Annotated in this window: 21 protein-coding genes; 15 read left to right on the plus strand and 6 right to left on the minus strand. The window is 63.5% G+C overall.

Going from position 1 to position 22,258, the window contains the following annotated elements; all coding sequences use genetic code 11:
* The first annotated feature begins 11 nt into the window (after window positions 1-11).
* The 6 genes from remB (at window position 12) to RCI06_RS08180 (ending at window position 8,401) form a co-directional block, all read left to right on the plus strand.
* Window positions 12-293 (plus strand): extracellular matrix regulator RemB, encoded by a 282-nt coding sequence (gene remB, locus RCI06_RS08155; RefSeq protein WP_101553132.1) that lies wholly within the window; start codon window positions 12-14, stop codon window positions 291-293.
* A 93-nt stretch (window positions 294-386) separates the two neighbouring features.
* The gene (gene gyrB, locus RCI06_RS08160) at window positions 387-2,333 is read left to right on the plus strand and encodes a DNA topoisomerase (ATP-hydrolyzing) subunit B (protein WP_373690850.1); all 1,947 of its coding nucleotides are present in this window, start codon (window positions 387-389) and stop codon (window positions 2,331-2,333) included.
* A 24-nt stretch (window positions 2,334-2,357) separates the two neighbouring features.
* The gene (locus RCI06_RS08165) at window positions 2,358-3,086 is read left to right on the plus strand and encodes a YcxB family protein (protein WP_306575494.1); all 729 of its coding nucleotides are present in this window, start codon (window positions 2,358-2,360) and stop codon (window positions 3,084-3,086) included.
* Window positions 3,083-3,820 (plus strand): hypothetical protein, encoded by a 738-nt coding sequence (locus tag RCI06_RS08170; RefSeq protein WP_276872187.1) that lies wholly within the window; start codon window positions 3,083-3,085, stop codon window positions 3,818-3,820. Before RCI06_RS08165 ends, RCI06_RS08170 begins: the two co-directional genes overlap by 4 nt.
* Before the next feature lie 44 nt (window positions 3,821-3,864).
* The gene (gyrA, locus tag RCI06_RS08175) at window positions 3,865-6,420 is read left to right on the plus strand and encodes a DNA gyrase subunit A (RefSeq protein WP_306575496.1); all 2,556 of its coding nucleotides are present in this window, start codon (window positions 3,865-3,867) and stop codon (window positions 6,418-6,420) included.
* 190 nt (window positions 6,421-6,610) lie between these two features.
* Entirely contained in the window at window positions 6,611-8,401 is a 1,791-nt protein-coding gene (locus RCI06_RS08180) for a Na/Pi cotransporter family protein (protein WP_242970885.1), read from the plus strand.
* A 398-nt stretch (window positions 8,402-8,799) separates the two neighbouring features.
* On the opposite strand, the gene RCI06_RS08185 is transcribed toward RCI06_RS08180, so the two are convergent.
* A complete protein-coding gene (locus RCI06_RS08185) occupies window positions 8,800-9,669 on the minus strand; it encodes a polysaccharide deacetylase family protein (RefSeq protein WP_288234454.1) in 870 nt (289 codons plus the stop codon).
* Between RCI06_RS08185 and RCI06_RS08190 the strand changes: the two genes are divergently transcribed.
* Window positions 9,668-9,853, plus strand: a complete 186-nt coding sequence (locus RCI06_RS08190; RefSeq protein WP_276872181.1) for a hypothetical protein — start codon at window positions 9,668-9,670, stop codon at window positions 9,851-9,853. The genes RCI06_RS08185 and RCI06_RS08190 overlap by 2 nt on opposite strands.
* Window positions 9,854-9,952: 99 nt before the next feature.
* On the opposite strand, the gene RCI06_RS08195 is transcribed toward RCI06_RS08190, so the two are convergent.
* The gene (locus tag RCI06_RS08195; protein ID WP_101553126.1) at window positions 9,953-10,498 is read right to left on the minus strand and encodes an NUDIX domain-containing protein; all 546 of its coding nucleotides are present in this window, start codon (window positions 10,496-10,498) and stop codon (window positions 9,953-9,955) included.
* A 134-nt stretch (window positions 10,499-10,632) separates the two neighbouring features.
* On the opposite strand from RCI06_RS08195, the gene RCI06_RS08200 reads away from it, so the two are divergent.
* The gene (locus RCI06_RS08200) at window positions 10,633-11,535 is read left to right on the plus strand and encodes a M14 family metallocarboxypeptidase (RefSeq protein ID WP_101553125.1); all 903 of its coding nucleotides are present in this window, start codon (window positions 10,633-10,635) and stop codon (window positions 11,533-11,535) included.
* Here RCI06_RS08200 and RCI06_RS08205 read toward each other — a convergent pair.
* Together RCI06_RS08205 and dapA are read right to left on the minus strand one after the other, a co-directional pair.
* The gene (locus RCI06_RS08205; RefSeq protein WP_101553124.1) at window positions 11,516-12,151 is read right to left on the minus strand and encodes a DapH/DapD/GlmU-related protein; all 636 of its coding nucleotides are present in this window, start codon (window positions 12,149-12,151) and stop codon (window positions 11,516-11,518) included. The genes RCI06_RS08200 and RCI06_RS08205 overlap by 20 nt on opposite strands.
* Before the next feature lie 28 nt (window positions 12,152-12,179).
* Window positions 12,180-13,145, minus strand: coding sequence for a 4-hydroxy-tetrahydrodipicolinate synthase (gene dapA, locus RCI06_RS08210; protein ID WP_306575501.1), 966 nt, complete (start codon window positions 13,143-13,145; stop codon window positions 12,180-12,182).
* 244 nt (window positions 13,146-13,389) lie between these two features.
* Here dapA and RCI06_RS08215 point away from each other — a divergent pair, with 244 nt between their 5' ends.
* The 5 genes from RCI06_RS08215 (at window position 13,390) to RCI06_RS08235 (ending at window position 18,395) form a co-directional block, all read left to right on the plus strand.
* The gene (locus RCI06_RS08215) at window positions 13,390-14,298 is read left to right on the plus strand and encodes a dihydrodipicolinate synthase family protein (RefSeq protein ID WP_306575504.1); all 909 of its coding nucleotides are present in this window, start codon (window positions 13,390-13,392) and stop codon (window positions 14,296-14,298) included.
* 5 nt (window positions 14,299-14,303) lie between these two features.
* Window positions 14,304-15,419, plus strand: a complete 1,116-nt coding sequence (locus tag RCI06_RS08220) for an Ldh family oxidoreductase (protein ID WP_101553121.1) — start codon at window positions 14,304-14,306, stop codon at window positions 15,417-15,419.
* Between the two features lie 48 nt (window positions 15,420-15,467).
* Window positions 15,468-16,520 carry a TRAP transporter substrate-binding protein gene (locus tag RCI06_RS08225; protein WP_306575508.1) on the plus strand — a complete coding sequence of 351 codons (1,053 nt, stop codon included), beginning with the start codon at window positions 15,468-15,470 and terminating at the stop codon, window positions 16,518-16,520.
* Between the two features lie 110 nt (window positions 16,521-16,630).
* Window positions 16,631-17,107, plus strand: coding sequence for a TRAP transporter small permease (locus tag RCI06_RS08230; RefSeq protein WP_101553119.1), 477 nt, complete (start codon window positions 16,631-16,633; stop codon window positions 17,105-17,107).
* A gap of 1 nt (window position 17,108) precedes the next feature.
* Window positions 17,109-18,395, plus strand: coding sequence for a TRAP transporter large permease (locus RCI06_RS08235; RefSeq protein WP_306575511.1), 1,287 nt, complete (start codon window positions 17,109-17,111; stop codon window positions 18,393-18,395).
* A gap of 30 nt (window positions 18,396-18,425) precedes the next feature.
* Here RCI06_RS08235 and RCI06_RS08240 read toward each other — a convergent pair whose 3' ends face one another.
* On the minus strand, window positions 18,426-19,109 hold the full coding sequence (locus tag RCI06_RS08240; RefSeq protein WP_306575513.1) for a FadR/GntR family transcriptional regulator: 684 nt from the start codon (window positions 19,107-19,109) through the stop codon (window positions 18,426-18,428).
* A gap of 158 nt (window positions 19,110-19,267) precedes the next feature.
* Here RCI06_RS08240 and RCI06_RS08245 point away from each other — a divergent pair, with 158 nt between their 5' ends.
* Window positions 19,268-19,990 carry a FadR/GntR family transcriptional regulator gene (locus RCI06_RS08245; protein ID WP_306575515.1) on the plus strand — a complete coding sequence of 241 codons (723 nt, stop codon included), beginning with the start codon at window positions 19,268-19,270 and terminating at the stop codon, window positions 19,988-19,990.
* A gap of 25 nt (window positions 19,991-20,015) precedes the next feature.
* Window positions 20,016-21,188: an NADP-dependent malic enzyme gene (locus RCI06_RS08250; RefSeq protein ID WP_302822722.1), complete on the plus strand. Its 1,173-nt coding sequence runs from the start codon at window positions 20,016-20,018 to the stop codon at window positions 21,186-21,188.
* A 59-nt stretch (window positions 21,189-21,247) separates the two neighbouring features.
* Here the strand turns inward: RCI06_RS08250 and RCI06_RS08255 are convergent, their stop codons facing one another.
* Window positions 21,248-22,246 (minus strand): GGGtGRT protein, encoded by a 999-nt coding sequence (locus tag RCI06_RS08255; RefSeq protein WP_101553115.1) that lies wholly within the window; start codon window positions 22,244-22,246, stop codon window positions 21,248-21,250.
* Window positions 22,247-22,258: the final 12 nt, after the last annotated feature.

A 22,258-nucleotide genomic window follows, 5' to 3' on the forward strand; every position in this document is an offset into this window, starting at 1 on the left:
GGGCGGGGAATATGTACCTGCATCTCGGACAGGACACGGTGGTGCGCACCGACGAGATCATCGGCATCTTCGATCTGGAGAACACCTCGATCTCAAAGATCACCAAGGAATTTCTCGCCAGGTCGGAAAAGGGCGGGCTCGTCGTGAACGTCTCCTACGAGCTTCCGAAATCTTTTGTCATCTGCGGCAGGGGCCGCCGCGACCCGAAGGTCTACATCACGCAGATCTCCTCCGCGACCCTCAAAAAGCGGGCGGGCTTCGTGGACGGGCTGGCGAACATCGAACACGGATAACAGGCCGGAAACGGCTTTACCGGATATTATCGCCCGGACGGGCGGACACAAAGGCCCGCACGGGGCCGAAAGGAGCGGTTACAGTTGGATACAGTGGACAACAACCCGGCGGGAATCCCGACCGAGGAAGCAAATTACGACTCCTCGCAGATCCAGGTGCTCGAGGGGCTGGAGGCGGTACGCAAGCGGCCCGGCATGTATATCGGGTCGACGGGGCCGCGCGGCCTGCACCACCTGGTCTATGAGATTGTCGACAACTCGATCGACGAGGCGCTCGCGGGCTATTGCTCGATGATCGAGGTGGACCTGCTTCCCGGCGAGATCATCAAGGTCTCGGACAACGGCCGCGGCATCCCCGTCGGCACCCAGAGCCAGACCGGCCTTCCCGCCGTCACCGTCGTCTTCACCATCCTGCACGCGGGCGGCAAGTTCGGCGGCAGCGGCTACAAGGTGTCGGGCGGCCTGCACGGCGTGGGCGCCTCGGTCGTCAACGCCCTGTCCGAGTGGCTCGAGGTCGAGGTGTGCGACGGCGAGCACCGCTACTACCAGCGGTTCGAGCGCGGCAAGGAGTGCGCGCCGCTCGCAATCACCGGCGACACCGACCAGAAGGGCACCCAGGTCGCCTTCCGGGCCGACCCGGAGATCTTTGAGGAGGTTCTTTACGACTACGACACCCTGCTGCGCCGGCTGCGCGAGCAGGCGTTCCTCAACGCGGGGGTCTACATCGTCCTGCGCGACCAGCGGGGGACCGAGACGGTGGAGGAGCACCTCCACTACGAGGGCGGCATCCGCAGCTTCGTCGAACACATCCACCAGCAGAAGGGCGTCGAGTCCCTGCACGACGAGGTCATCTACCTCGCGGCGCGGGAGGGGGACAACACCGCCGAGGTGGCGCTGCAGTACAACGACAGCTACACCGAGCTGCTGCTCTCCTTTGCGAACAACATCCACACGACGGACGGCGGCGCGCACGAGGTCGGGTTCAAGGCGGCGCTCACCCGCGTGATCAACGACTACGCCCGCCGCTACAACATCCTTAAGGACAACGACGAAAACCTCAAGGGAGAGGACGTGCGCGAGGGGCTGACCGCGATCATCTCGGTCAAGCTGACCGACGCGCAGTTCGAGGGCCAGACCAAGGCAAAGCTCGGCAACACGGCGGCGCGCACCCTGGTGGACACCCTCGTCTACGACAAGCTGACCACCTATTTCGAGGAAAATCCGACGGTCGCCCGCACGATCATCGATAAATCGCTGGGCGCCTCCCGGGCGCGCGAGGCCGCGCGCAGGGCGCGCGAGGTCGCCCGCCGCAAATCGGTGCTCGAGACCGCGTCGCTGCCCGGAAAGCTGGCCGACTGCTCCCAGCGGGGGCGCGACGGCACCGAGATCTACATCGTCGAGGGAGACTCGGCGGGCGGCTCGGCCAAGATGGGCCGCGACCGCAAATTCCAGGCGATCCTGCCCCTATGGGGCAAGATGCTCAACGTGGAGAAGGCCCGGCTCGACAAGGTCTACGGCAACGACAAGCTCATGCCGATCGTCACCGCGTTGGGCACCGGCATCGGCGAGGAGTTCGACCTCGAAAAGCTCCGCTACGGCAAGATCATCATCATGGCCGATGCGGACGTCGACGGCTCCCATATCCGGACGCTGCTGCTCACCTTCTTCTTCCGCTACATGCGCCCGCTGATCGAGGAGGGGCACGTCTGCATCGCGCAGCCCCCGCTCTTCAAGATCAGCCGCGGCAAGCAGGTGCGCTACGCCTTTTCGGACAAGGAGCGGGACGACTATATCCGGGAGCTCTGCCCCGACGGCAACGGCAAATGCGACGTCCAGCGCTACAAGGGCCTCGGCGAGATGGACCCCGAGCAGCTGTGGGAGACGACGATGAATCCCGAAAACCGCACGATGATCCGGGTCCAGATGGAGGACGCGGTCAAGGCGGACGAGATTTTCACCATCCTGATGGGCGACAAGGTCGGCCCGCGCAGAGACTTTATCGAACAGAACGCGAAATACGTGCAGAACCTGGATATTTAACGTCTGGCAGAGAGGAGACGCACCATGCAGGAACAGGACAATTTTGAGACGCTGGAGGCCGCCGGGACGGTGGAGGAAGCCGCGGAGGCCATAGAGGAAGAGGCGGTCGTCAGCGACACCGGGGAAGAGCTCGCGCGGGAATTCCGGGCGGAGGCGGACGAGGGGGATGTGGACGCCGCGGAAAGCGTGCCGAAGGTCAAGAAGCTGTTTACGCTCAACTTCGCCCTCCCGCTGGAGGACTACCTGGATTTCTACCGTATCATGAACACCGCGAACGTGAAGAAGAGCAAAAAGAAGATGACCATTATGGGCGCCGTCGAGATCGTCGTCGGCCTGCTGCTGGTCCTCTCGGTCGTGCTGGGATATTCCAAGGCCACGCCCCTTTCGTGGGTGCTACTGGCCATCATCTTCCTGCTCGGCTTCCGCAGCCTCTTTTACTACAGGTTCTTCTACGAGCGGGCGCTCTTCAAGGCGGTCAACAGGGAGTACCAGAAGAACGCCTACCTGCGGGAAAAAATGCTGATCGACTTCTACCCCAACAAATGCGTCGAGCACATCCAGAACAAGACGGTCGAGACCTACTGGCACACGATCGATTCGGTCAAGGAGTCGGAGGGGCTGTTTTTGATCATGCTGGAGCCCCGCCGTTGCCTGCTCGTCCCGAAATCCCAGATCGAGCCGCAGATCGACGCGGTGGAGAAGTTCCTCGCGGAGATGTGCGAAAACTATGAAAAGCCGAGGTATCAGGTATGAGCGATGAAAAGAACCCGGTCGTGACCGGGGAGCAGGAGACGGAGGAGCAGGCCGTCCTCCAGGCGGACCCGGAGGAGCCCGCCGCCACGGCGGAGGACGCCGGCGGGCCCGGGGCGGACGAGCTTGACGACGAATTCGACGACGACGAATACGAGAGCCGCCACGCCGAGGTCGACTACGGCCGGGTGGAGTTCTCCTATGAGACGCGCGAGGCGGACGTGCTCGACGGGGTCGAGATCTCCGACCGGAAGAACCGGGTCGACGCGCACCGCAACTTCCAGCTGCTCGGCGTGTTCGTCGTGATCTGGATGTTCTGGGGGGACCTCTTCAAAAACAACGGCACGCAGACCCTCGTCAGCTGGGTGATGGTGATCGCCGCGCTCGCGCTGCTCTTTTTGATCCTCAAGTTCCCCGCGAACAACAACCGCAAATACGCGGCGCGGCTGAAGGAACACTCCCCCCGCTTCGAGCTCGCGGCCACCCGCGACGGCATCGACGTGCGCGAGGGGGGCGGCAAATACTACATCGCCTTCTCCGGATCGTGCAGCGTTTACGACTACAAGGGCGTCTACGCGATCTGCTACGACAAGAACAAGGTCGTCGCCGTCCCCAAAAACCAGCTCGACGAGGCCACCGCCGAGCGCTTTTGCGGCGTGCTGCGCCAGGGGCTCGGCGACCGGTTCGAGAAGGTGGCCGAGGACACGCGGCGGCCCCTCTTCGGAAAGAGGAAATGAGTTTCCGGCGGAAATCCAGGCGGCCCGAATAGGAGATGATACAGATGAAGAAGGAAACCCATGATTCCAAGGACGACGTGTTCGATTCCGAACTGATCGAACAGCGTATGCATAACATCGACATCGAAAGCGAGATGAAGAAATCCTTTCTCGACTATTCGATGTCGGTCATCGTCAGCCGCGCGCTGCCCGACGTGCGCGACGGCTTAAAGCCGGTGCACCGGCGCATCCTCTACACCCTGCACGAAAACGGCCTCACCCCCGACAAGGCCTACCGCAAATGCGCCGACACGGTCGGCAGCGTGCTCGGCCGGTACCATCCGCACGGCGACGCGTCGGTCTACGACGCGATGGTGCGCCTGGCGCAGGACTTTTCGATGCGCTACCCGCTCGTCGACGGCCACGGCAACTTCGGCTCGGTCGACGGCGACCCGCCGGCCGCCTACCGGTACACCGAGAGCCGCATGAGCAGGATGTCCCTCTCCCTGCTCACCGACATCGAGAAGGACACCGTCGATTTCATGCCCAACTACGACGACCGCCTCAAGGAGCCGGTCGTGCTGCCCTCCCGCTTCCCCAACCTGCTCTGCAACGGGTCGACGGGCATCGCGGTGGGCATGGCGACGAACATCCCGCCCCACAACCTCGGCGAGGTGATCGACGCCGCCTGCATGCTGATCGACAACCCCGACGCCTCCCTCGAGGAGATCATGCAGCACATCAAGGGGCCGGACTTCCCGACCGGCGGCATCATCATGGGGCGGGCGGGCATCCGCGCGGCCTACGCCACCGGGCGCGGCAAGATCACCCTGCGCTCCCGCTGCGAGGTCGAGGAGATGCCCAACGGCCGCGAGCGGATCGTCGTCACCGAGATCCCCTACATGGTCAACAAGGCGCGGCTGATCGAGTCGATCGCCGACCTCGTCAAGGAAAAGCGGGTCGAGCAGATCTCCGACCTGCGCGACGAGAGCGACCGGGACGGCATGCGCATCGTCATCGAGCTGAAACGGGACGCCAACGCCCAGGTGGTGCTCAACCGCCTCTACTCCTACACCCAGCTCCAGGACACCGTCGGCGTCATCATGCTGGCGCTGTCGGGCGGCGTGCCCAAGGTCATGCCGGTCAAGGAGATCCTCACCCACTACATCGACTTTCAGGGCGAGGTCGTCATCCGCCGCACGAAGTACGACCTGCGCAAGGCGAAGGAGCGCGAACATATCCTCGAGGGCCTCAAGCTCGTCTGCGACAACACCGACGAGGTCATCTCGATCATCCGGCACTCGAAGGACGTGCCCGACGCGAAGCAGAACCTGATCGAACGGTTCGCCATCACCGATATCCAGGCGTCCGCCATCGTGGCGATGCGCATGGGCCAGCTCTCCGGCATGGAGCGGATCAGGATCGAGGAGGAGCTGGCCGCGATCCTTGAACGGGTGGCGGAATACGAGGCGATCCTCGGCGACTACGGCCGCGTCATGTCGATCGTCAAGGAGGAGCTCGGTGAGATCCGCCAGAAATACGCCGACGAACGCCGCACCGAAATCGTGGCGGTGAGCGGCGAGGTGGACATCGAGGACCTCATCCCGGTCGAGGACTGCGTCATCACCCTCACCCACTTCGGCTACCTCAAGCGGCAGCCGGTCGACGCCTACCGCACCCAGCGGCGCGGCGGCCGCGGCGTTTCGGGCATGACGAGGCGGGAGGAGGACTTTGTGGAGGAGCTCTTCATCTGCTCCACCCACGACTATATCATGTTCTTCACCTCCAAGGGCCGGTGCTTCCGGCTCAAGGGCTATGAGATCGGCGAGGGCTCCCGCACCTCGCGCGGCACCAACATCGTCAACCTCCTGCAGATGGATTCCGACGAGAAGGTGACGGCGCTCATCAAGGTGGGGGCGGACGAGTACGACATGGACGACCGCTACCTCGTGATGGTCACGCGCAGGGGCGTGATCAAGCGCACCCCGCTGTCGGCCTACCGCAACGTCCGCCGCATGGGACTCATCGCGATCGGGCTGGACGACGGGGACGAACTCGCCTGGGTCCGCCAGACCGACGGCACCAGCGAGCTGATCGTTGCGACGCGGGGCGGCATGGCCATCCGCTTCGACGAGCAGGACGCGCGGCCCCTCTCCCGTTCGGCGCGCGGCGTGCGCGCGATCACGCTCGAGGAGGGCGACGAGGTCGTCGGCATGGCGCGGGTGCGCAAAAACGGCGACGCCACCGTGCTCACCGTGTCGGAGAGCGGGCTCGGCCGCCGCACCGAGGTCAGCCAGTACCGCCTGCAGAGCCGCGGCGGCAAGGGCATCCGCAACTACTATGTCGACCGCAACGGCCCCGTCGCGGGGGTCAAGATGGTGGACGGCGACGACGACGTGATCCTCATCACCGACGACGGCGTCATCATCCGCATCCCCGTGCAGGAGATCACCGTGCAGTCCCGTTACGGCGGCGGCGTGCGCGCGATGCGCGTGGCGGAGGACAGCCGCGTGGTGACGCTGGCGCGCGCTCCCAAGGAGGAGGCCACCGACGAGGAGGGCCCGGACGGGGAGCAGGACGGTCCCGCCGAAGAGGCGGCGCCGGAGGAGAGCGGTTCCTGAGGGTAAAACTGTCCCCGGAACGCGGGCAACCGCCCGCGTTCCGGGGACTTTTTGCGCGCAATCGGGAGGTTTCCCGCAAAATTCGGCCGAAACGCCCGAAAGCTCTGTACAAGCCCGGGTATTTTCGATATAATTGTTTCGTATGGTAAAAAATAAGAAAAAATTACGTAAAATGAAGTGGTGAAACAACTTGGATATTTTCGGGTTTATCAGCCTGCTGGGCGGATTGGCAATGTTCCTCTACGGCATGTCGATGCTGGCGTCCGGCCTGGAGCGCGCGTCGGGCGGCCGTCTTGAGCGGACGCTTGAGAAGATGACCGACACGGTGATCAAGGGGGTTGCGCTCGGCGCGCTGGTCACGGCGGCCATCCAGTCCTCCTCCGCGACGACGGTCATCGTCGTCGGCCTCGTCAACGCGCAGGTCCTCAAGCTGCGCAACGCCATCGGCGTCATCATGGGCGCGAACATCGGTACCACGATCACCGCGCACATCCTGCGCCTGAGCGACCTGCAAACGGACAACTTCTTCCTCATGCTCCTGAAGCCCAAATCCCTCGCGCCGCTGGCGATGATCGTGGGCATCCTCTTCTTCATGTCCGCCAAGCGCGACCGGCAGAAGAACATCGGTATCATCCTGCTCGGCTTCGGCGTCCTCTTCACGGGGATGTTCGCGATGGAGGGGGCGGTCGCCCCGTTGAGCAACGAGCCCTGGTTCACCAGCCTATTCGCGACCTTCCGCAACCCGGTCATCGGCATTCTGGTGGGTACCTTCGTCACGGCGGCGATCCAGTCGTCGGCCGCGTCGATCGGTATTTTACAGGCGCTGACCTCCACCGGGCTGATCACCTATTCGATGGCGTTCCCGATCATCATGGGCCAGAACATCGGCACCTGCATCACGCCGATCCTGGCGTCGATCGGCGCCTCCAAAAATGCGAAGCGCACCGCCGCCGTGCATGTGAGCTTCAACGTCCTGGGCACCATCATCTTTGTCATCGGCTGCTACACCTTCCAGCACTTTGTGGGCTTCTCCTTCTGGGACGCGCCGATCGACAAGGGCGGCATCGCGAACTTCCATACGATCTTCAACGTGACGGTGACGCTGCTCTTCATCCCGCTGGTCGGCCTGCTGGAGAAGATCGCGCGCACGCTTGTCCGCGACAAGCCGGGCGACCGCGACCAGGAGATCACGGCGATCACGCTGGACGAGCGCCTGCTCGTCTCCCCCGGCCTCGCCGTGGAGCACGCCCGCGAGGCGGTCGTACAGATGGCGAACATCGCGCGGCAGAACTATCTGAGCGCGATCGGGCTGCTCTTCCAGTACGACCCCAAGGTGGTTGAACGGATCAACGAGAACGAGGACGTGGTGGACAAGCTTGAGGACCGCGTGGAGACCTACCTGCTGCGGCTGGGCGAGCGGGAGCTTTCGGACAGCGAAAACCGCAGCATCTCCGAGCTGCTGCACACCTGCGGCGAATTTGAGCGGGTGGCGGACCACGCGGAGAACATCTGCGAATGCGCGGACCGGATGTTTGAAACCAAGACCAAATTTTCCAAGAAGGCCACCGAGGAGATGCAGACGATCTGTGAGGCGGTCAAGGAGATCCTCGACCTGGCGGTCGACGCCTTCCAGAATGTGGACCGCAGGGCGGCGGCGAGCATCGCGCCGCTCGAAGAGGTCGTGGACGAGATGGAGCAGCTCCTCAAGGATAAGCACATCGACCGCCTGCGGCGCGGCAAGTGCACGGTGGACGCGGCGTTCCCCTATGTGGAGGCGCTCTCGAACATCGAGCGGATCGCGGACCTCTGTTCCAACGTGGGCGAGTCGGTGCTCACCTACGACAGCCGGATGGAGGAGATCGACCGCCACGAGTACAAACGACTGCACGGCGACCAGCACGACAGCGGCTACCAGGCGCAGTACGCGGCCTTTACGGCGAAGTACTACGGCCGCCTGAAAAAGAAGGCGGTTTCGGAATAAGCAAAAGTTTCGTCCACTTTTTCAAAGGTGGCGGGTGAGAAAAAGGCCGGCGCTTCGATCGAAGCGCCGGCCTTTTTCGAGGGCGGAGCCCCCAGCCCGGGCCCGCAGGCCCTGCTGCAGGCGCATTTTGAGGGTTTGGGGGCCTTTTGCAAGAGAAAAGGCCCCCAAGGTCGCGCCTTCTCTCCGCCGGCCGCGTCTCGCCGCCCAAGACATGGCGGAAAAGAGGAGGCAGGGGACACTTCCCGGATGGGAAGCGCCCCCTGCCGACGCCCCTTTTTCTCTTGTAAAAAGGGGCCGAAAAACCTGAAGGAGCGGGCATTCCGCCCGCTGCGGCGAGCGGCGCGGGGCTCTGCCCCACGGCCCCGCGGCTTTTGGAAAAAGCCGGCAAAAACCTTTGGTCAATCGTCGTCAGAGGAGCTCTGCGAGGAAGAGACGTCCGCCGGCGGCACGTAGGGCAAATCCCACTTGGCGATTTCCAGGCCGCGCGCGCGCACCTCGTCGATCAAATCGCCGAGGATCTCCGCGTTGTCGTGGCTCACCGCGTGCAGCAGGTAGATCGCGCCCTCGTGGATGAACTTTTCCGTGCGCTCCCGCGCCGCGTCCACGCCCGGCTGGTTGTTCGGGTCCCAGTCCTTGTAGGCGAAGCTCCAGAGCACCGTCGTGTAGCCCGTCTGCTGGACCATGGCGAGCGTCTGCTCGCTGAACGCGCCCTCGGGCGGGCGGTAGAGGGTCATCTCATAGTCGAAGTTCTCCAGCATGTAGTCGTGGAGCTCCTTGATGTCCGCATAGGCGTCGTCGAGCGACTTCTGGGTCGGGTTCCAGTGGTGGCTGGTGTGGTTGCCCACGACATGCCCCTCGTCAATCATCCGCCGGACGAGGTCGGGGGAGGACTTCACAAACGGCAGGGTGACGAAGAAGACCGCGCTGACGTTTTTCTCTTTAAGTACATCGAGGATTTGCGGGGTGTAGCCGTTTTCATAGCCCTCGTCAAAGGTTAAGTAGAACTTTCCGCAGTCCGCCGGGGCGATAAAATAGGCGCCGTACTGGCCGTACTCCTCCTGGTGCACCTGCGGCTCGGTGGTGCGGTTTGCTTCGTCGACGAGCACGCCGGGGCCCCATTTGACCTGATCGCTGCCAAGAGCACCGATTTTGTCAAAATCGGTGCTCATGGTAGTGGTCACGGCGCTTTCGATATTGGACGCGACATCCGAGACGCCGTCCTCAATGTCGGATAGCAGATCATCCGGCTCGGAGGAAGACGGAGCCATGGAAGAAGCGGCCGGGGCCGAAGAGGGCGCGACGCTCGAGGAGGACGTATTGTCGTTCCGCGAGGTGCACGCAGTCAACGAAACGAGCATAACGAGCGCCAATGCCGTCGCGATGAACGCTTTGGTTGATTTCATTGGATTCTTCCTTTCACATTTGAACTGGGAAACCAGCATAAACCGGTGAAATAACGTGGTTATTTCGCAGTTATTGTATGCATCCGCGCCAAAAATAACAGCCCGGAAACAAGGAATGATTTCCCAAAACAAAAGTTTTTGAGCGCGTTCAGAGCTTTCCGGCCTGCCGCAGCGCATAAAATTTCAAAATGCCGAGCTGGGTTTTCGCGTCGGGGATTTCCCCGTCGAGCACCATCTGCACCGCTTTTTCCACCGGGATGCGGCGGACGGTCAAAAACTCGTCCTCGTCGAGGTGCTGCCGGGTGGGGCGCAGCCCGGTCGCGTAAAAGATATGGATGATTTCGGTGTCGTAGGCGCAGGTGGGGTACATCTTCGCCAGCGGCTGGAAGAGGTCGGCGGCGCAGCCGCATTCCTCCCCGAGCTCCCGCATGCCGCATTCGGCGGGGTTCTCCCCCTTCTCCAGCTTGCCGGCGGGCAGCTCGAGCAGCACGGCCCCAAACGGGTAGCGGAACTGCGACACAAAGAGGATGTTGCCGTTCTCGTCGAGCGCGAGCACCGCCACGCCGCCCGAGTGGTCGACCACCTCGCGCGCCGCGGTCGAGCCGTTTTCCAGTTCCACCATATCCCGCCGCAGGCTCAGGATCCTGCCTTCATAAATCACCCGTGAATCGATCGTTTTCTCATAGTGGGCCATATCCCATGTTCCTCCTGTATCTCAGTTCCAATTTGATTCTCCAGACACGCCGCCCGCGCGGCGTTTTTTCCGGCTTGCCCGCCGTACTAATACGAGCCCTGCGCCACATAGACTGGGCTTAGAGGTGAGACGGCATGTTTGACGGATTTTACAGGGAGCCTCCCAGCTACGACAACATCCGCCGCGCGGTGTGCGAGCTCAAGGAACGGTTCCCCTTTTTAAAGACCTTTCCGATCGGGAAATCGGTCCTCGGGCGCAGCATCTACGCGCTGGGCATCGGGGACGTCTACCGGGGCACCCTGTTTGTCGGCGGCGTGCACGGGATGGAATGGCTGACCACCCTGCTGCTCTTCCGCTTCTGCGAGGATATCCTCAGCGCGATGACCACCGGCGAGCCGCTCGCCGACATCGATATGGCCCGCACGCTGGAAAACCGCTCGATCGCGATCATCCCCTGCCTCAACCCCGACGGGGTGGAAATCAGTCTGCACGGGGCCGAATCGGCGGGGCAGCTCTGCGCCTTCGTCGAAAAGGCGAGCGGCGGGGACGCCTCCCGCTGGCAGGCCAATGCGCGGGGCATCGACCTCAACCACAATTTCGACGCGGGCTTCCCCCAGCTCAAGGAGCTCGAGGAGCAGGCGGGGTTCACTTCCCCCGGGCCGACCCGTTACGGCGGGACCGCCCCCCACAGCGAGCCGGAGACCCGCTCCCTCGTGAATTTCTGCTGCGCGTTCGACCTGCGGCAGGCGTACGCCTTTCACTCCCAGGGGGAGGAGATCTACTACCGCTACGGGCCGCACACGCCGGTGCGCTCCCAGCTGATGGCACAGGTGCTGGCATCCGCGTCCGGCTACAAGCTCGCTTCCCCCGAGGGGACCGCTTCCCACGGTGGTTTCAAGGACTGGTTCATCGACTGCCTGCACCGGCCCGCCTTCACGATCGAGATCGGCCGCGGGAAAAACCCCCTGCCCGTCGAGGAGCTCGAACCGATCTATGCGCGCCTTTTGGAGATGATGCTCATTTCGATCCTGCTCTGAGCGGATCGTATTTTTCGCAGAATCCCTCGATTGTGCGGAAATCCGCGATCCGCTCGCGCAGTAGCTCGTGGGGCCAGTCCCACCAGCGGATGCGTCCGAGCGCGGCGGCCGTCTCCCCGTCGAACCGCCGCCGCAGGCGCCGCGCGGGGACCCCCGCGACAACGTCGTAGGGCGCCACGTCGTGGGTTACGACCGCGCCAGCGCCGACGACCGCCCCGTCGCCGATCGTCACGCCCCCCATGATGACCGCGTTGTGCCCGAGCCAGACGTCGTTTCCGATGACCACCCGTTGCTCCCGCCGCCATGCGACGACGCTGTCGTCGTCGGGACCGAAGCCGTATTTCGTGCAGCGGTAGGTGAAGTGGTGCTGCGCCGGGCGCAGCGAGGAGGGATGGGGCGCAGGGTTCAGGCGCACCCCCGTCGCGATCGAGCAGAACTTCCCGATGTCCGAATAGATGATGTCGTTTTGGGCGAAGCAGTAGGAGTAGTCGCCCAGCCGGGTCTCTTCCAGCGCGCATCCGGGCCCGATCTCGGTGTAGGCGCCGAGGACGCAGTTTTTGACCGCGGAGGACGGGTGCACCGTCGGCCGCGCGGGAAGCGCGTGTTCAAAATCCATAGGCTTCCTCCTTGTGATGTCTCTCCTATTATATCTCTTTTCGCGCCAAAACAAAAGAGATTTTGTCGGGCGCGAAAAAGCAGACGCCGGCCTTGTGCAGGGCGTCCTTCAGGACGGCCAGCTCGGCGTCGGTAATGGGCGCGAGCGGGCCCCGCGCCGGGCCGACCCTGACGCCGGTCACGAGCTCGATGGCCGGACGCATGATCGAGTTGGGCAGGATGCGGCCGTTCTGGCCGCAGGCCTTGCAGAAGCGGTAGAGCGGAAGGAAGCATTCGCGCGCCTTTTCGTTTTCCCCCTTCGCGAAGGCCTCAAAGATCGCGCGGATCTCATGCCCGAAGATGTGCGCGCCGCCCGAGACGATGCCCATCGCGCCCTGCACGATGGTGGGCAGCAGCATCACGTCGTCGCCGTTATAGATGAGAAAGTCGGAATCGGCCGATTGCGTCGCGAGGAAGTAGTCGGTGACCTGGGTCGGATTCACGCCCGCCTCGTCCTTGACGCCGATGATGTTGGGGATGGCGGCGAGCCGCCCGACCGTCTCGGCCTCCAGGTTGACGCCGACAAAAATCGGGATGTTGTAGAGGATAATTTTTGCCCTGGTGGACTCGGCCACCGCCCGGTAGTGGCGGTAGATCCCCTCCTGGGTGGGCTTGTTGTAGAAGGGGCAGACGACGAGCATCGTATCGATGCCGAGCGCCTCGGCCCTCCGGGTCAGCGCGACCGTCTCCTTGGTGGAGGCGCAGCCGGTGCCGGCGATGACCGGCTTGCGGCCCGCGACCGTTTTGACGGCGGTCTCCATGAGCCTGACGCGCTCGTCAAAGGTGCAGAGGCTCGCCTCGCCGGTGGTGCCGGTGACGATGAAGCTGTCGCAGAGGTCGTTTTGGATGAGGTATTCGATCAATTCGGCGTAGCGCCCGTAGTCGATCTCCTCGTTTTCGCCGTAGGGGGTCACGAGGGGCAGCAGGATCTTGCCGTATGTTTCGCGCAGGTTCATGGATGGGCCTCCCTCTTTTGATATGATTGTCTGATGACAAAGAAATTATAAACCGGAACCCGCGGAATGTCAACAGGTGAGACCGCTTTTAAATGCGCGTATCCGGACAAAATCTTATGCTTATTATTGTTGGTATTCCATAAAAATATAAAATAAGGAGAAAAAAGATTGACAATTTTCTGCAAAGCCGTTATTCTGTATTTGAGATCAGACAATATTACCGAATTGCAAAGGAGGTCGTTGCATGGTCAAGGCAATCGAAGGGATTATCGCGCCGCTGGTCACCCCCTTTGACGAGGCGGGGCGGCTCGACGCCGCGCGCGCCAAGGGGGAGATCCGCCGCCTCTTGGACGCGGGCGTGGACGGGATCAGCCCGGGCGGCAGCACCGGAGAGGGCGCGGCCCTCACCGACGGCGAGCTGGCGGAGCTTGTCCGCCTCATCCGCGCGGAGGATCCGGAGATCCCGGTGGTTGCGGGCGTCATCCGCAACAGCACCCCCGCCGCCGTCAGCGCCGGACTCGCGGCGAAGGAGGCGGGCGCCGACGCGCTGATGGTCACCCCCGTCTCCTATAACGTGCTCGTCCCGGACGACGAGGGAAATTACAACTTTTACCGGGAAATCTCCGACCGGGTGGGGCTCCCGATCGTGATCTACAACGTCGTGCCTCAGAACACGATCACCGCCCCCCTCTTTGGGAAGCTGCTGGAGATCGAAAACGTCGTCGGAATCAAGCAGAGCGTCGGCGGCATCATGGCCTTCTACGAGATGAAGATGGTCAACGGGAAGCGCGGCAAGGTGTTCAGCGCGACCGACGACATGCTCTGCTCGACCTATGAGCTGGGGGCGGACGGCGCGATCTCGGCAATTTTGACCGTTTTTCCCGAGCTCTGCGTGGAGATGTGGAAGGATTTCAAGGAGGGCCGGCGGGAACACGCGCTCGAGCTGCAAAACCGCATGTACTTCACCTGGCAGGCGATCGCGGGCAGCCAGTTCCCCATCCGCATCAAATACGCGCTGCGTCTCATGGGCCGCGACGCGGGCTGGCCGCGCGGGCCGATCTGCCACATGGGCGAGGAGGAAAAGCGGCGCATCCGAGGCGCGCTGGAAGAGGGCGGATTTCTGGAGACCGTAAGCACGGACAAAGGGGAGTGAAGAAGATGGCGGACAACCGTTTTTCCTACGAGGGGATGAAGGCGCTCTCCGAGACGGTGTTCCGGCGGTACGGCTACTCGGAGGAGGAGGCGCGGGAGATCACCGACGTGCTTTTGACGGCCGACCTCTTCGGCATCGAGTCGCACGGGTGCCAGCGGATGACCCTCTACACAAACGGCATCACCAGGATCGGGCGGATCAAGCGGGACAGAAAGCCGGAGGTCGTCCGGGAGACGCCCGTTTCCGCGCTCATTGACGCGCACGAATACATCGGGCAGGTGGCCGCCATGATGGCGACCCGGCTTGCAATTGAAAAGGCCAAAAAAACAGGCGTCGGGATCGTGTGCGTCAAAAACTCCAACCACTACGGCATCGCGGGCTATTACGCGCGGATGATCGCGCGGGAACACCTGCTGGGCGTCTCGATGACCAACACCGAGGCGATCATGATCCCCACGAACGGCCGGCAGGCGCTGCTCGGCACCAACCCCATCGCGGTCGGGATGCCCGCCGAGCCCTACCCCTTCCTCTTCGACGCGGCGACGACCGTCGTCCCGCGCGGCAAGGTGGAGGTCTACGCGAAAAAGGGCCTGGAGATCCCGGCCGACTGGGCGATGGATTCGGAGGGGAAAACGAGCACCCTCCCCCGGCGGGTGCTGGACGATATCGGCAAAAAGCAGGGGGGCGGCATCCTGCCGCTCGGCGGGGCGCGGGAGCAGTTCGGCAGCCACAAGGGCTACGGCTTCGGCATGATCGTCGAGATCATGACGGGTATTTTGGCGGGCGGCGTGACGAGCGACGAAATCCGCAAGCGGTTCGACTGTGACCGGTGCAGCCACTTTTTCCTGGCGGTCGACTACGGGATGTTCGGCGACCGGGAGGAGACCGAACGCCGCCTTTCCGCCTACCTGAATAAGCTGCGGGAGTCCCAAACGGCGCAGGGCGCGCCCTGTGTCTACACCCACGGGCAGAAGGAGATGCTCGCCTGTGAGGAAAACCTCCGCCGCGGCATCTATCTCAACGACAAGACGCTCGAGGAGATCACCGCCCTCTGCCGGGAGCTGGGCCTCCCGCCGGAAACCTATCTGATCCCGGTGCCGCAGGAGGCGCCGGAAGGATAAAACAGACACCGACACAAGTTGGGGACCAACAAGGAACAGGAGGTAACTATGAAAAAGTTGATGAGCGTACTGCTGGCTTCCGCGATGATCCTGGCCCTGGCGGCGGGATGCGGGGAGAGCGCGGCGCCCGCCCAGAGCGCGGCGCCGGAGACGGCCGCCCCGTCGGGAGCCGCCGCGGACACGGCGGACCTGCCGGAGGTGACAATCCATGTGGCGAGCATCTTCGAGCCGGGCACCGCGATCCTCAAGGGGATCGACAAATTCGGCGAGCTCCTCGGCGAAAAGAGCGGCGGAAAAATCACGCTCAACGTCTACGCCAGCGGCTCGACGGGCGGCGAAAAGGAGCAGGCCGAGGCGCTCAAGCTCGGGGAGATCGACATGGCGGCGTTCGGCACCCTGCCGATCTCGATCTTCACGCCCGAATACTCCTTCTTCGACTCCCCCTTCGTCTTCCGCGACAAGGACCACTTCATGGCGGTGTGGAACGGCGAGCTGGGCGACGCGATGCGCAAGGAGATGCTCGACAGCCACAACCTCTACACCCTCGGCGTGATGGGCCGCGGCTACCGGCACATCACCTCCAACACGCCGATCGAAAGCGTCGACGACATCGCCAAGCTCACCATCCGCACCCCCGAGTCGGCGCTCTTCATGGACACCTTCGGCGCGCTGGGCGCGACCTGCGTTCCGATCGCGCTGCCCGAGCTCTTCACCTCGCTCCAGATGGGCGTTGTGAACGCTTCGGAGGGCCCCTTCGACCAGCTGGTCACCAACAAGCTCTATGAGGTGCAGGACTACATCACCCTGTCGAAATACTACTATTCCATCTCGATGTGGCAGATGAACGCCGAATTCTATAACGGCCTGCCCGAGGCCTACCGGACGATGATCGACGAGGCGGCTGCCGAAGCCACCGAGTACGCCACGGCGCTTGGCGAGGAGATGGAAGCCGAGCTGCGGGCCCAGTGCGAGGACGCGGGCGTCACCTTCTGTGAGATGACCGACCTGCAGCCCTACCTGGACAAGGTGAAGCCCGCGATGGACAAGTTCTACGCGGAGAAGTGGCCGGTCACGACGGCGGAGGAGATCGCCGCCTACTGAGGAAACGGAAAATCCGGGAACGCAGCAGCCCGGTGCGCGAGGCACCGGGCTGATTGGGTTCTCTCCGGGCCCGCCGGCCCGGACAAAACCGGTTTGAAGGAGGGAACGGATTGAAACAGGTCAAAAAGCTGTTCGACGCGGCCGGAATCCTCATCTTTACCGCGATGGTGGCGGTGGTGATTCTGCAGGTCGTCTGCCGCTTTATCCTCAGGGTGAGCGTCCCGTGGACGGAGGAGATGAGCCGGCTGCTCTTCATCTTCCTCTGCTTCTGGGGGGTGGTCGTGGCCGTGCGCGAAAACGAGCTCATCGTCATCGACACCTTCCGCGCCAAGCTCCGGGGCAGGGCGCGCAAGGTCCTGGACTGCCTCATATCGCTCTTTATGGCGGCCTTTTTCGCGGTTATTTTAGCGGGAGCGGTCAAGATGGCCGTGTCGGTCTGGCCGACCAGGTTTTCCACGATGGAGTGGCTGAGCAACGGCTGGCTCTACGTCGCGGCCATCGTCGGCAGCGGCGGCGCGCTCGTGAGCATTGTCCTGGCGCTCCTCCGGGAGCTGCGGGGCGGCGGACCGGAAAAGGAGGGGGAATAAGATGGGAATCTGGTACCTGGTCATCCTCATCGCGGCGTTTCTGATCGGCATCCCCGTGGCGATCTCGATGGGCGGCTCGGCCGCCATTCTGATGATTCTGGAGCGCGGGCTCGGCGCCTTCCGCCCCGAGGTCATCGCGCAGAAATCGGTCTACGGGCTCAATAACTTCCTGCTGCTTTCCATCCCCCTCTTCCTCTACGCGGGGAAGATCATGAACACGGGGAACATCACCTCCCGCATCTTCGACTTCGCCAAATCGACGGTGGGCTGGCTGCGGGGCGGGCTCGGGCATGTGAACATCATCGCCAGCGTGATCTTTGCGGGCATGACGGGCACGGCCACCTCCGACGCGGCGGGCCTCGGCGCGATCGAGATCAAGGCGATGCGCGAGGCGGGCTACGAGGACGACTTCACCTTCGCGGTCACCGGCGTCTCGTCGACGATCGGCCCGATCATCCCGCCGAGCATTCCGCTGGTCATCTACGGCCTGATGACCGGCTGCTCGATCGGCGCGCTGCTGATCGCGGGCATCGTGCCGGGCATCCTGATGGCGATCGCGATGATGATCTACGTGGAAATCTACGCGGTCCGGCACCACTTCCCCAAGGGGGAGCGATTCCGCATCTCGGTCGTGTGGCGGACCTTCCGCCGCGCCTTCCTCTCCCTGCTGACGCCGGTCATCATCATCGGCGGCATCCTCTCGGGCGTCTTCACGCCGACCGAGGCGGCGGCGATCGCGGCGGTCTACGCGACGGTGCTGACCGTGTTCGTCTACAAGGAGGTCGATTTTAAAACCCTCAAGTCGGTTCTGTGGGAGACGCTGCGGGATTCCGGCACGATCATGATGATCTGCTTCTGCGCCTCCCTCTACGGCTACATGATCACCCGCTCGAAGATCGCCGAGCACCTCGCCTCCGCCATCGCACAGGTGTCAACCAACCCCTACGTCATCACCCTGCTGCTTGTGGCGTTTTTGCTGGTGGTGGGCTGCTTCATGGAAAACCTCGCGTCGATCACGATTTTGGCGCCCGTCTTCCTGCGGGTGCTTGTGAATTCGGGGATCGACCCGCTGGCCTTCGGGATCATCATGATCATCACGCTGATGGTCGGCCTGCTGACGCCCCCCTTCGGCATGGTGCTCTTTGTCCTCTGCAAGGTGGGGGACATCCCGCTCGAACGGATGGTCAAGGCGGTGCTGCCCTTTTTGCCGCCGCTGCTTATCGTCATCCTGCTGCTCTCCTTCTTCCCGCAGATCATCACCTTCCTGCCCAACCTGCTGATGGGCTGACGGAAAAACCGCCGGGGTTTCCCCGGCGGTTCAAAGGATGCGCTGCATATCGGAGAGGGAGCTCTGGATGTGGGTGACCATGTAGGCGGCCGCGAGCTCGGGGTTGTGGAGCCGCAGAGCGGAGAGGATGTCCTCGTGCGGCCCGACGGCGTGCCCGGGGTTGCCCGGCACCGAGAAGGAGTGCAGGCGGTATTCCCGCATCGCCTCGGTCAGGTTCGCGTTGAAGGAGATCAGCAGCGGGTTGTGGGTCCCCTCGATAATCGCGCCGTGGAAATACTCGTCGGCCAGCGTCATCTGGTTGACGTTGTTTTCCTCGACCGCGCGGCGGAAGGAATCCTGGATCTCCTGCAGGTGGGAGAGCTCCTTCTCCTGCATGTTGATCGCCGCGAGCCGCACCGCCATCTGCTCGATGGGCAGGCGCACCTGCATGATGTCGGCGACCTTGTAGTTGTACTTTTGGAACCACATCTCAGGGGTCACGGTGTTTTCCCGGTCGGTGACGAACGCGCCCTTGCCGTGTCGGATTTCGACGAGCCCCATCGCCTGCAGGACGCGCAGCGCCTCCCGCACGGTCGAACGCCCGACGTGGAGCAGTTCGCACAGCTCCATTTCGGCGGGGAGCTTGTCCCCCTTGCGGTATGCCCCGGACAGGATGCTGTCCCGGATGTGGTTGACCGCGTGGTCGGTGGAAGAGATTCTGGCGATCGGCTGCATAGGCGGGCTCCTTTCGGCCGGGCGGACACGCCCTCTGCACCTATTATATCGGCGCGGGGCCGTAAAATCAATAGATCGGCAGCCGGGCGTTTACGGCCGTCGGAAATATGTGCTATACTGGTTCCAGACAACCAGTGAGCGCGACGGGAGGACGGATTATGGAACCGGTACGGTATACCTCGATCACCGACCTGACGGTGGAGAGCATCAAGGAACTGATTCAGTCGGACGAGTACCAGATTGGGGACAAGCTGCCGTCGGAGCAGCAGCTCTGCGGGATGCTGCAGGTGAGCAGGACCTGCGTGCGCGAGGCGCTGCGGATCTTGCAGGCGCGCCGGTTTTTGGACATCCGCTCGGGCAAGGGCTCCTTCATCCTCAAGAAGAACGAGCTCTCCCCCGAGGTGCAGAAATGGGTGGACGAACCGGACATCAGCTTCATGGACTATATTGAGGTGCGCCTCGCGATGGAGCCGCTTGCGGTGCGGCTGGCGATCTCCCATGCGACCGGGCAGGAGACCCAGGCGCTCGAACGCCTCCACGAGCGGTTCACGGCGGCGGTAAAGTCCGGCGACGTGGCCGGGATGATCGAGGCCGACTCCCGGTTCCACTCCTATATCATGGATTGCAGCCGCAACAAGCTGCTGATTAACATCAACCGGGAGATGCAGGGGATCATCAACAAATACCGCACCAAACAGACCCGGACCTATAAAAACGCGATCGAGCCCCACGAAAGAATCGTACAGGCCTTCCGTGACCGGGACGTCGTGGGCGGGGTCAAGACGATGCGGGAGCATATCTATGAAATCATGCGGGACATCGAGGCGGTGTGCGACGAGCTGGGGACGGAGGGTCCCCGCCCGCCGCGGACGCCCGGTTGACCGGAGGATCAAAATGGGGGATACGATGGATTACAGACAAGAAGCCCTGGAAAAACACGCCGAATGGCGGGGCAAGCTGGAGGTCACTTCCCGCGTGCGGGTGCAGACAAGCGAGGACCTCTCGCTGGCGTACACGCCCGGCGTGGCGGAGCCCTGCCTCGCCATCCGGGAGGACCCGGCGAAATCGTTCGAGCTCACCCGCCGCTGGAACCTTGTGGCGGTCGTCACCGACGGGTCGGCGGTGCTCGGGCTCGGGGACATCGGGCCCGAGGCGGGCATGCCGGTTATGGAGGGGAAATGCGTCCTCTTCAAGGAGTTCGCGGGGGTGGACGCCTTCCCGCTCTGCGTCGGCACAAAGGATGTCGACGAGCTGGTGCGCACCATCCACCTCATCTCGGGGAGCTTCGGCGGCATCAACCTTGAGGACATCGCCGCGCCCCGCTGCTTCGAGGTGGAGCGCAGGCTCCGGGAGCTGTGCGACGTCCCCGTCTTCCACGACGACCAGCACGGCACGGCGGTCGTCGTCTCCGCCGCCATGATCAACGCCCTCAAGCTGGTCGGCAAGCGGATGGAGGCGGTCACCGCCGTCATCAACGGAGCGGGCGCGGCGGGCACCGCGATCGCCCTGCGCCTGAGGGCGCTCGGCGTCGGGGAGGTCATCCTCTGCGACCGGGCGGGCATTCTCTGCGAGGGAATGGAGGGGTTGAGCCCCGCCCACGCGCGGATGGCGGCGCTCACCAACCGCGGCCGCAGGACAGGGACGCTCGCCGACGCGCTGCGGGGCGCGGACGTCTTCATCGGCGTGTCGGGCCCAAAGCTCGTCACGGCGGAGATGGTCTCCGCGATGGCGAAAGACGCGGCCGTCTTCGCGATGGCGAACCCCGTCCCCGAGATTTTGCCCGAGGAGGCCCTCGCGGGCGGCGCGCGGGTGGTCGGGACCGGACGGTCGGACTACCCCAACCAGATCAACAACGTCCTCGCCTTCCCCGGCATCTTCCGGGGCGCGCTCGACGTGCGCGCGCGGGAGATCACCGATGAAATGCTCACCGCCGCCTCCTACGCGATCGCGGGGCTCGTGTCCGGCGGGGAGCTTTGCGGGGACTACCTGCTGCCCCGGGCGTTCGACCCGCGGGTCGGGAAGACGGTCGCCGCAGCGGTCGCCGAAGCCGCGCGGGCGTGCGGCGCGGCGCGCATCTGAAAAACAGGAAAAAGGCCATGCGGGCTTTGCCCGCATGGCCTTTTTATAATAGTAAAACCTTACTTGAAGGATTCCTCGACGGCGACGGCGCACGCGACGGTCGCGCCGACCATGGGGTTGTTGCCCATGCCGATGAGGCCCATCATCTCGACGTGCGCGGGGACGGAGGAGCTTCCGGCGAACTGCGCGTCGCCGTGCATCCGGCCCATCGAGTCGGTGAGGCCGTAGGAAGCCGGGCCGGCCGCCATGTTGTCGGGGTGCAGGGTGCGGCCGGTGCCGCCGCCCGAGGCCACCGAGAAGTATTTGACGTTATTCTCATAGGACCATTTCTTATAGGTGCCCGCGACCAGGTGCTGGAAGCGGGTCGGGTTGGTGGAGTTGCCGGTGATCGAGACGTCGACCTTCTCGTGCTTCATGATGGCCACGCCCTCAAGCACGTCGTTGGCGCCGTAGACCTTGACCTTGGAGCGCTCGCCGTCGGAATAGGCGGTCTCGCCGATCACCTTGAGCTCGCTGGTGGCGAAATCATAATCGGTTTCCACATAGGTAAAACCGTTGATTCTGGAAATGATATAGGCGGCGTCCTTGCCCAGTCCGTTGAGGATGACGCGCAGCGGCTCCTTACGGGCCTTGTTGGCGTTGCGGGCGATGCCGATCGCGCCCTCCGCCGCGGCGAACGACTCGTGGCCGGCCAAAAAGCAGAAGCATTTGGTTTCGTCGCGCAGCAGCATGGCGCCGAGGTTTCCGTGGCCGAGGCCGACGGCGCGGGTCTCCGCGACCGAGCCGGGCACGCAGAACGCCTGCAGGCCGATGCCGATCGCCTCGGAGGCGTCCGCGGCCTTTTTGCAGTCCTTCTTGATGGCGACGGCGGTGCCGAGGGTGTAGGCCCAGACGGCGTTCTCGAACGCGATGGGCTGCACGCCCTTGACGATCTTTTCCACGTCAATGCCTTTGGCAAGGCAGATCTCTCTTGCATCTTCAAGGGAAGACATGCCGTACTCAGCGAGACAAGCGCTGATTTTGGGCATCCTTCTCTCCTGTCCTTCAAACTTTGCCATGTGTGTTACCTC

The organism is Anaerotruncus massiliensis (ex Togo et al. 2026) (assembly GCF_030825285.1).
Taxonomy (GTDB): domain Bacteria; phylum Bacillota; class Clostridia; order Oscillospirales; family Ruminococcaceae; genus Anaerotruncus; species Anaerotruncus massiliensis.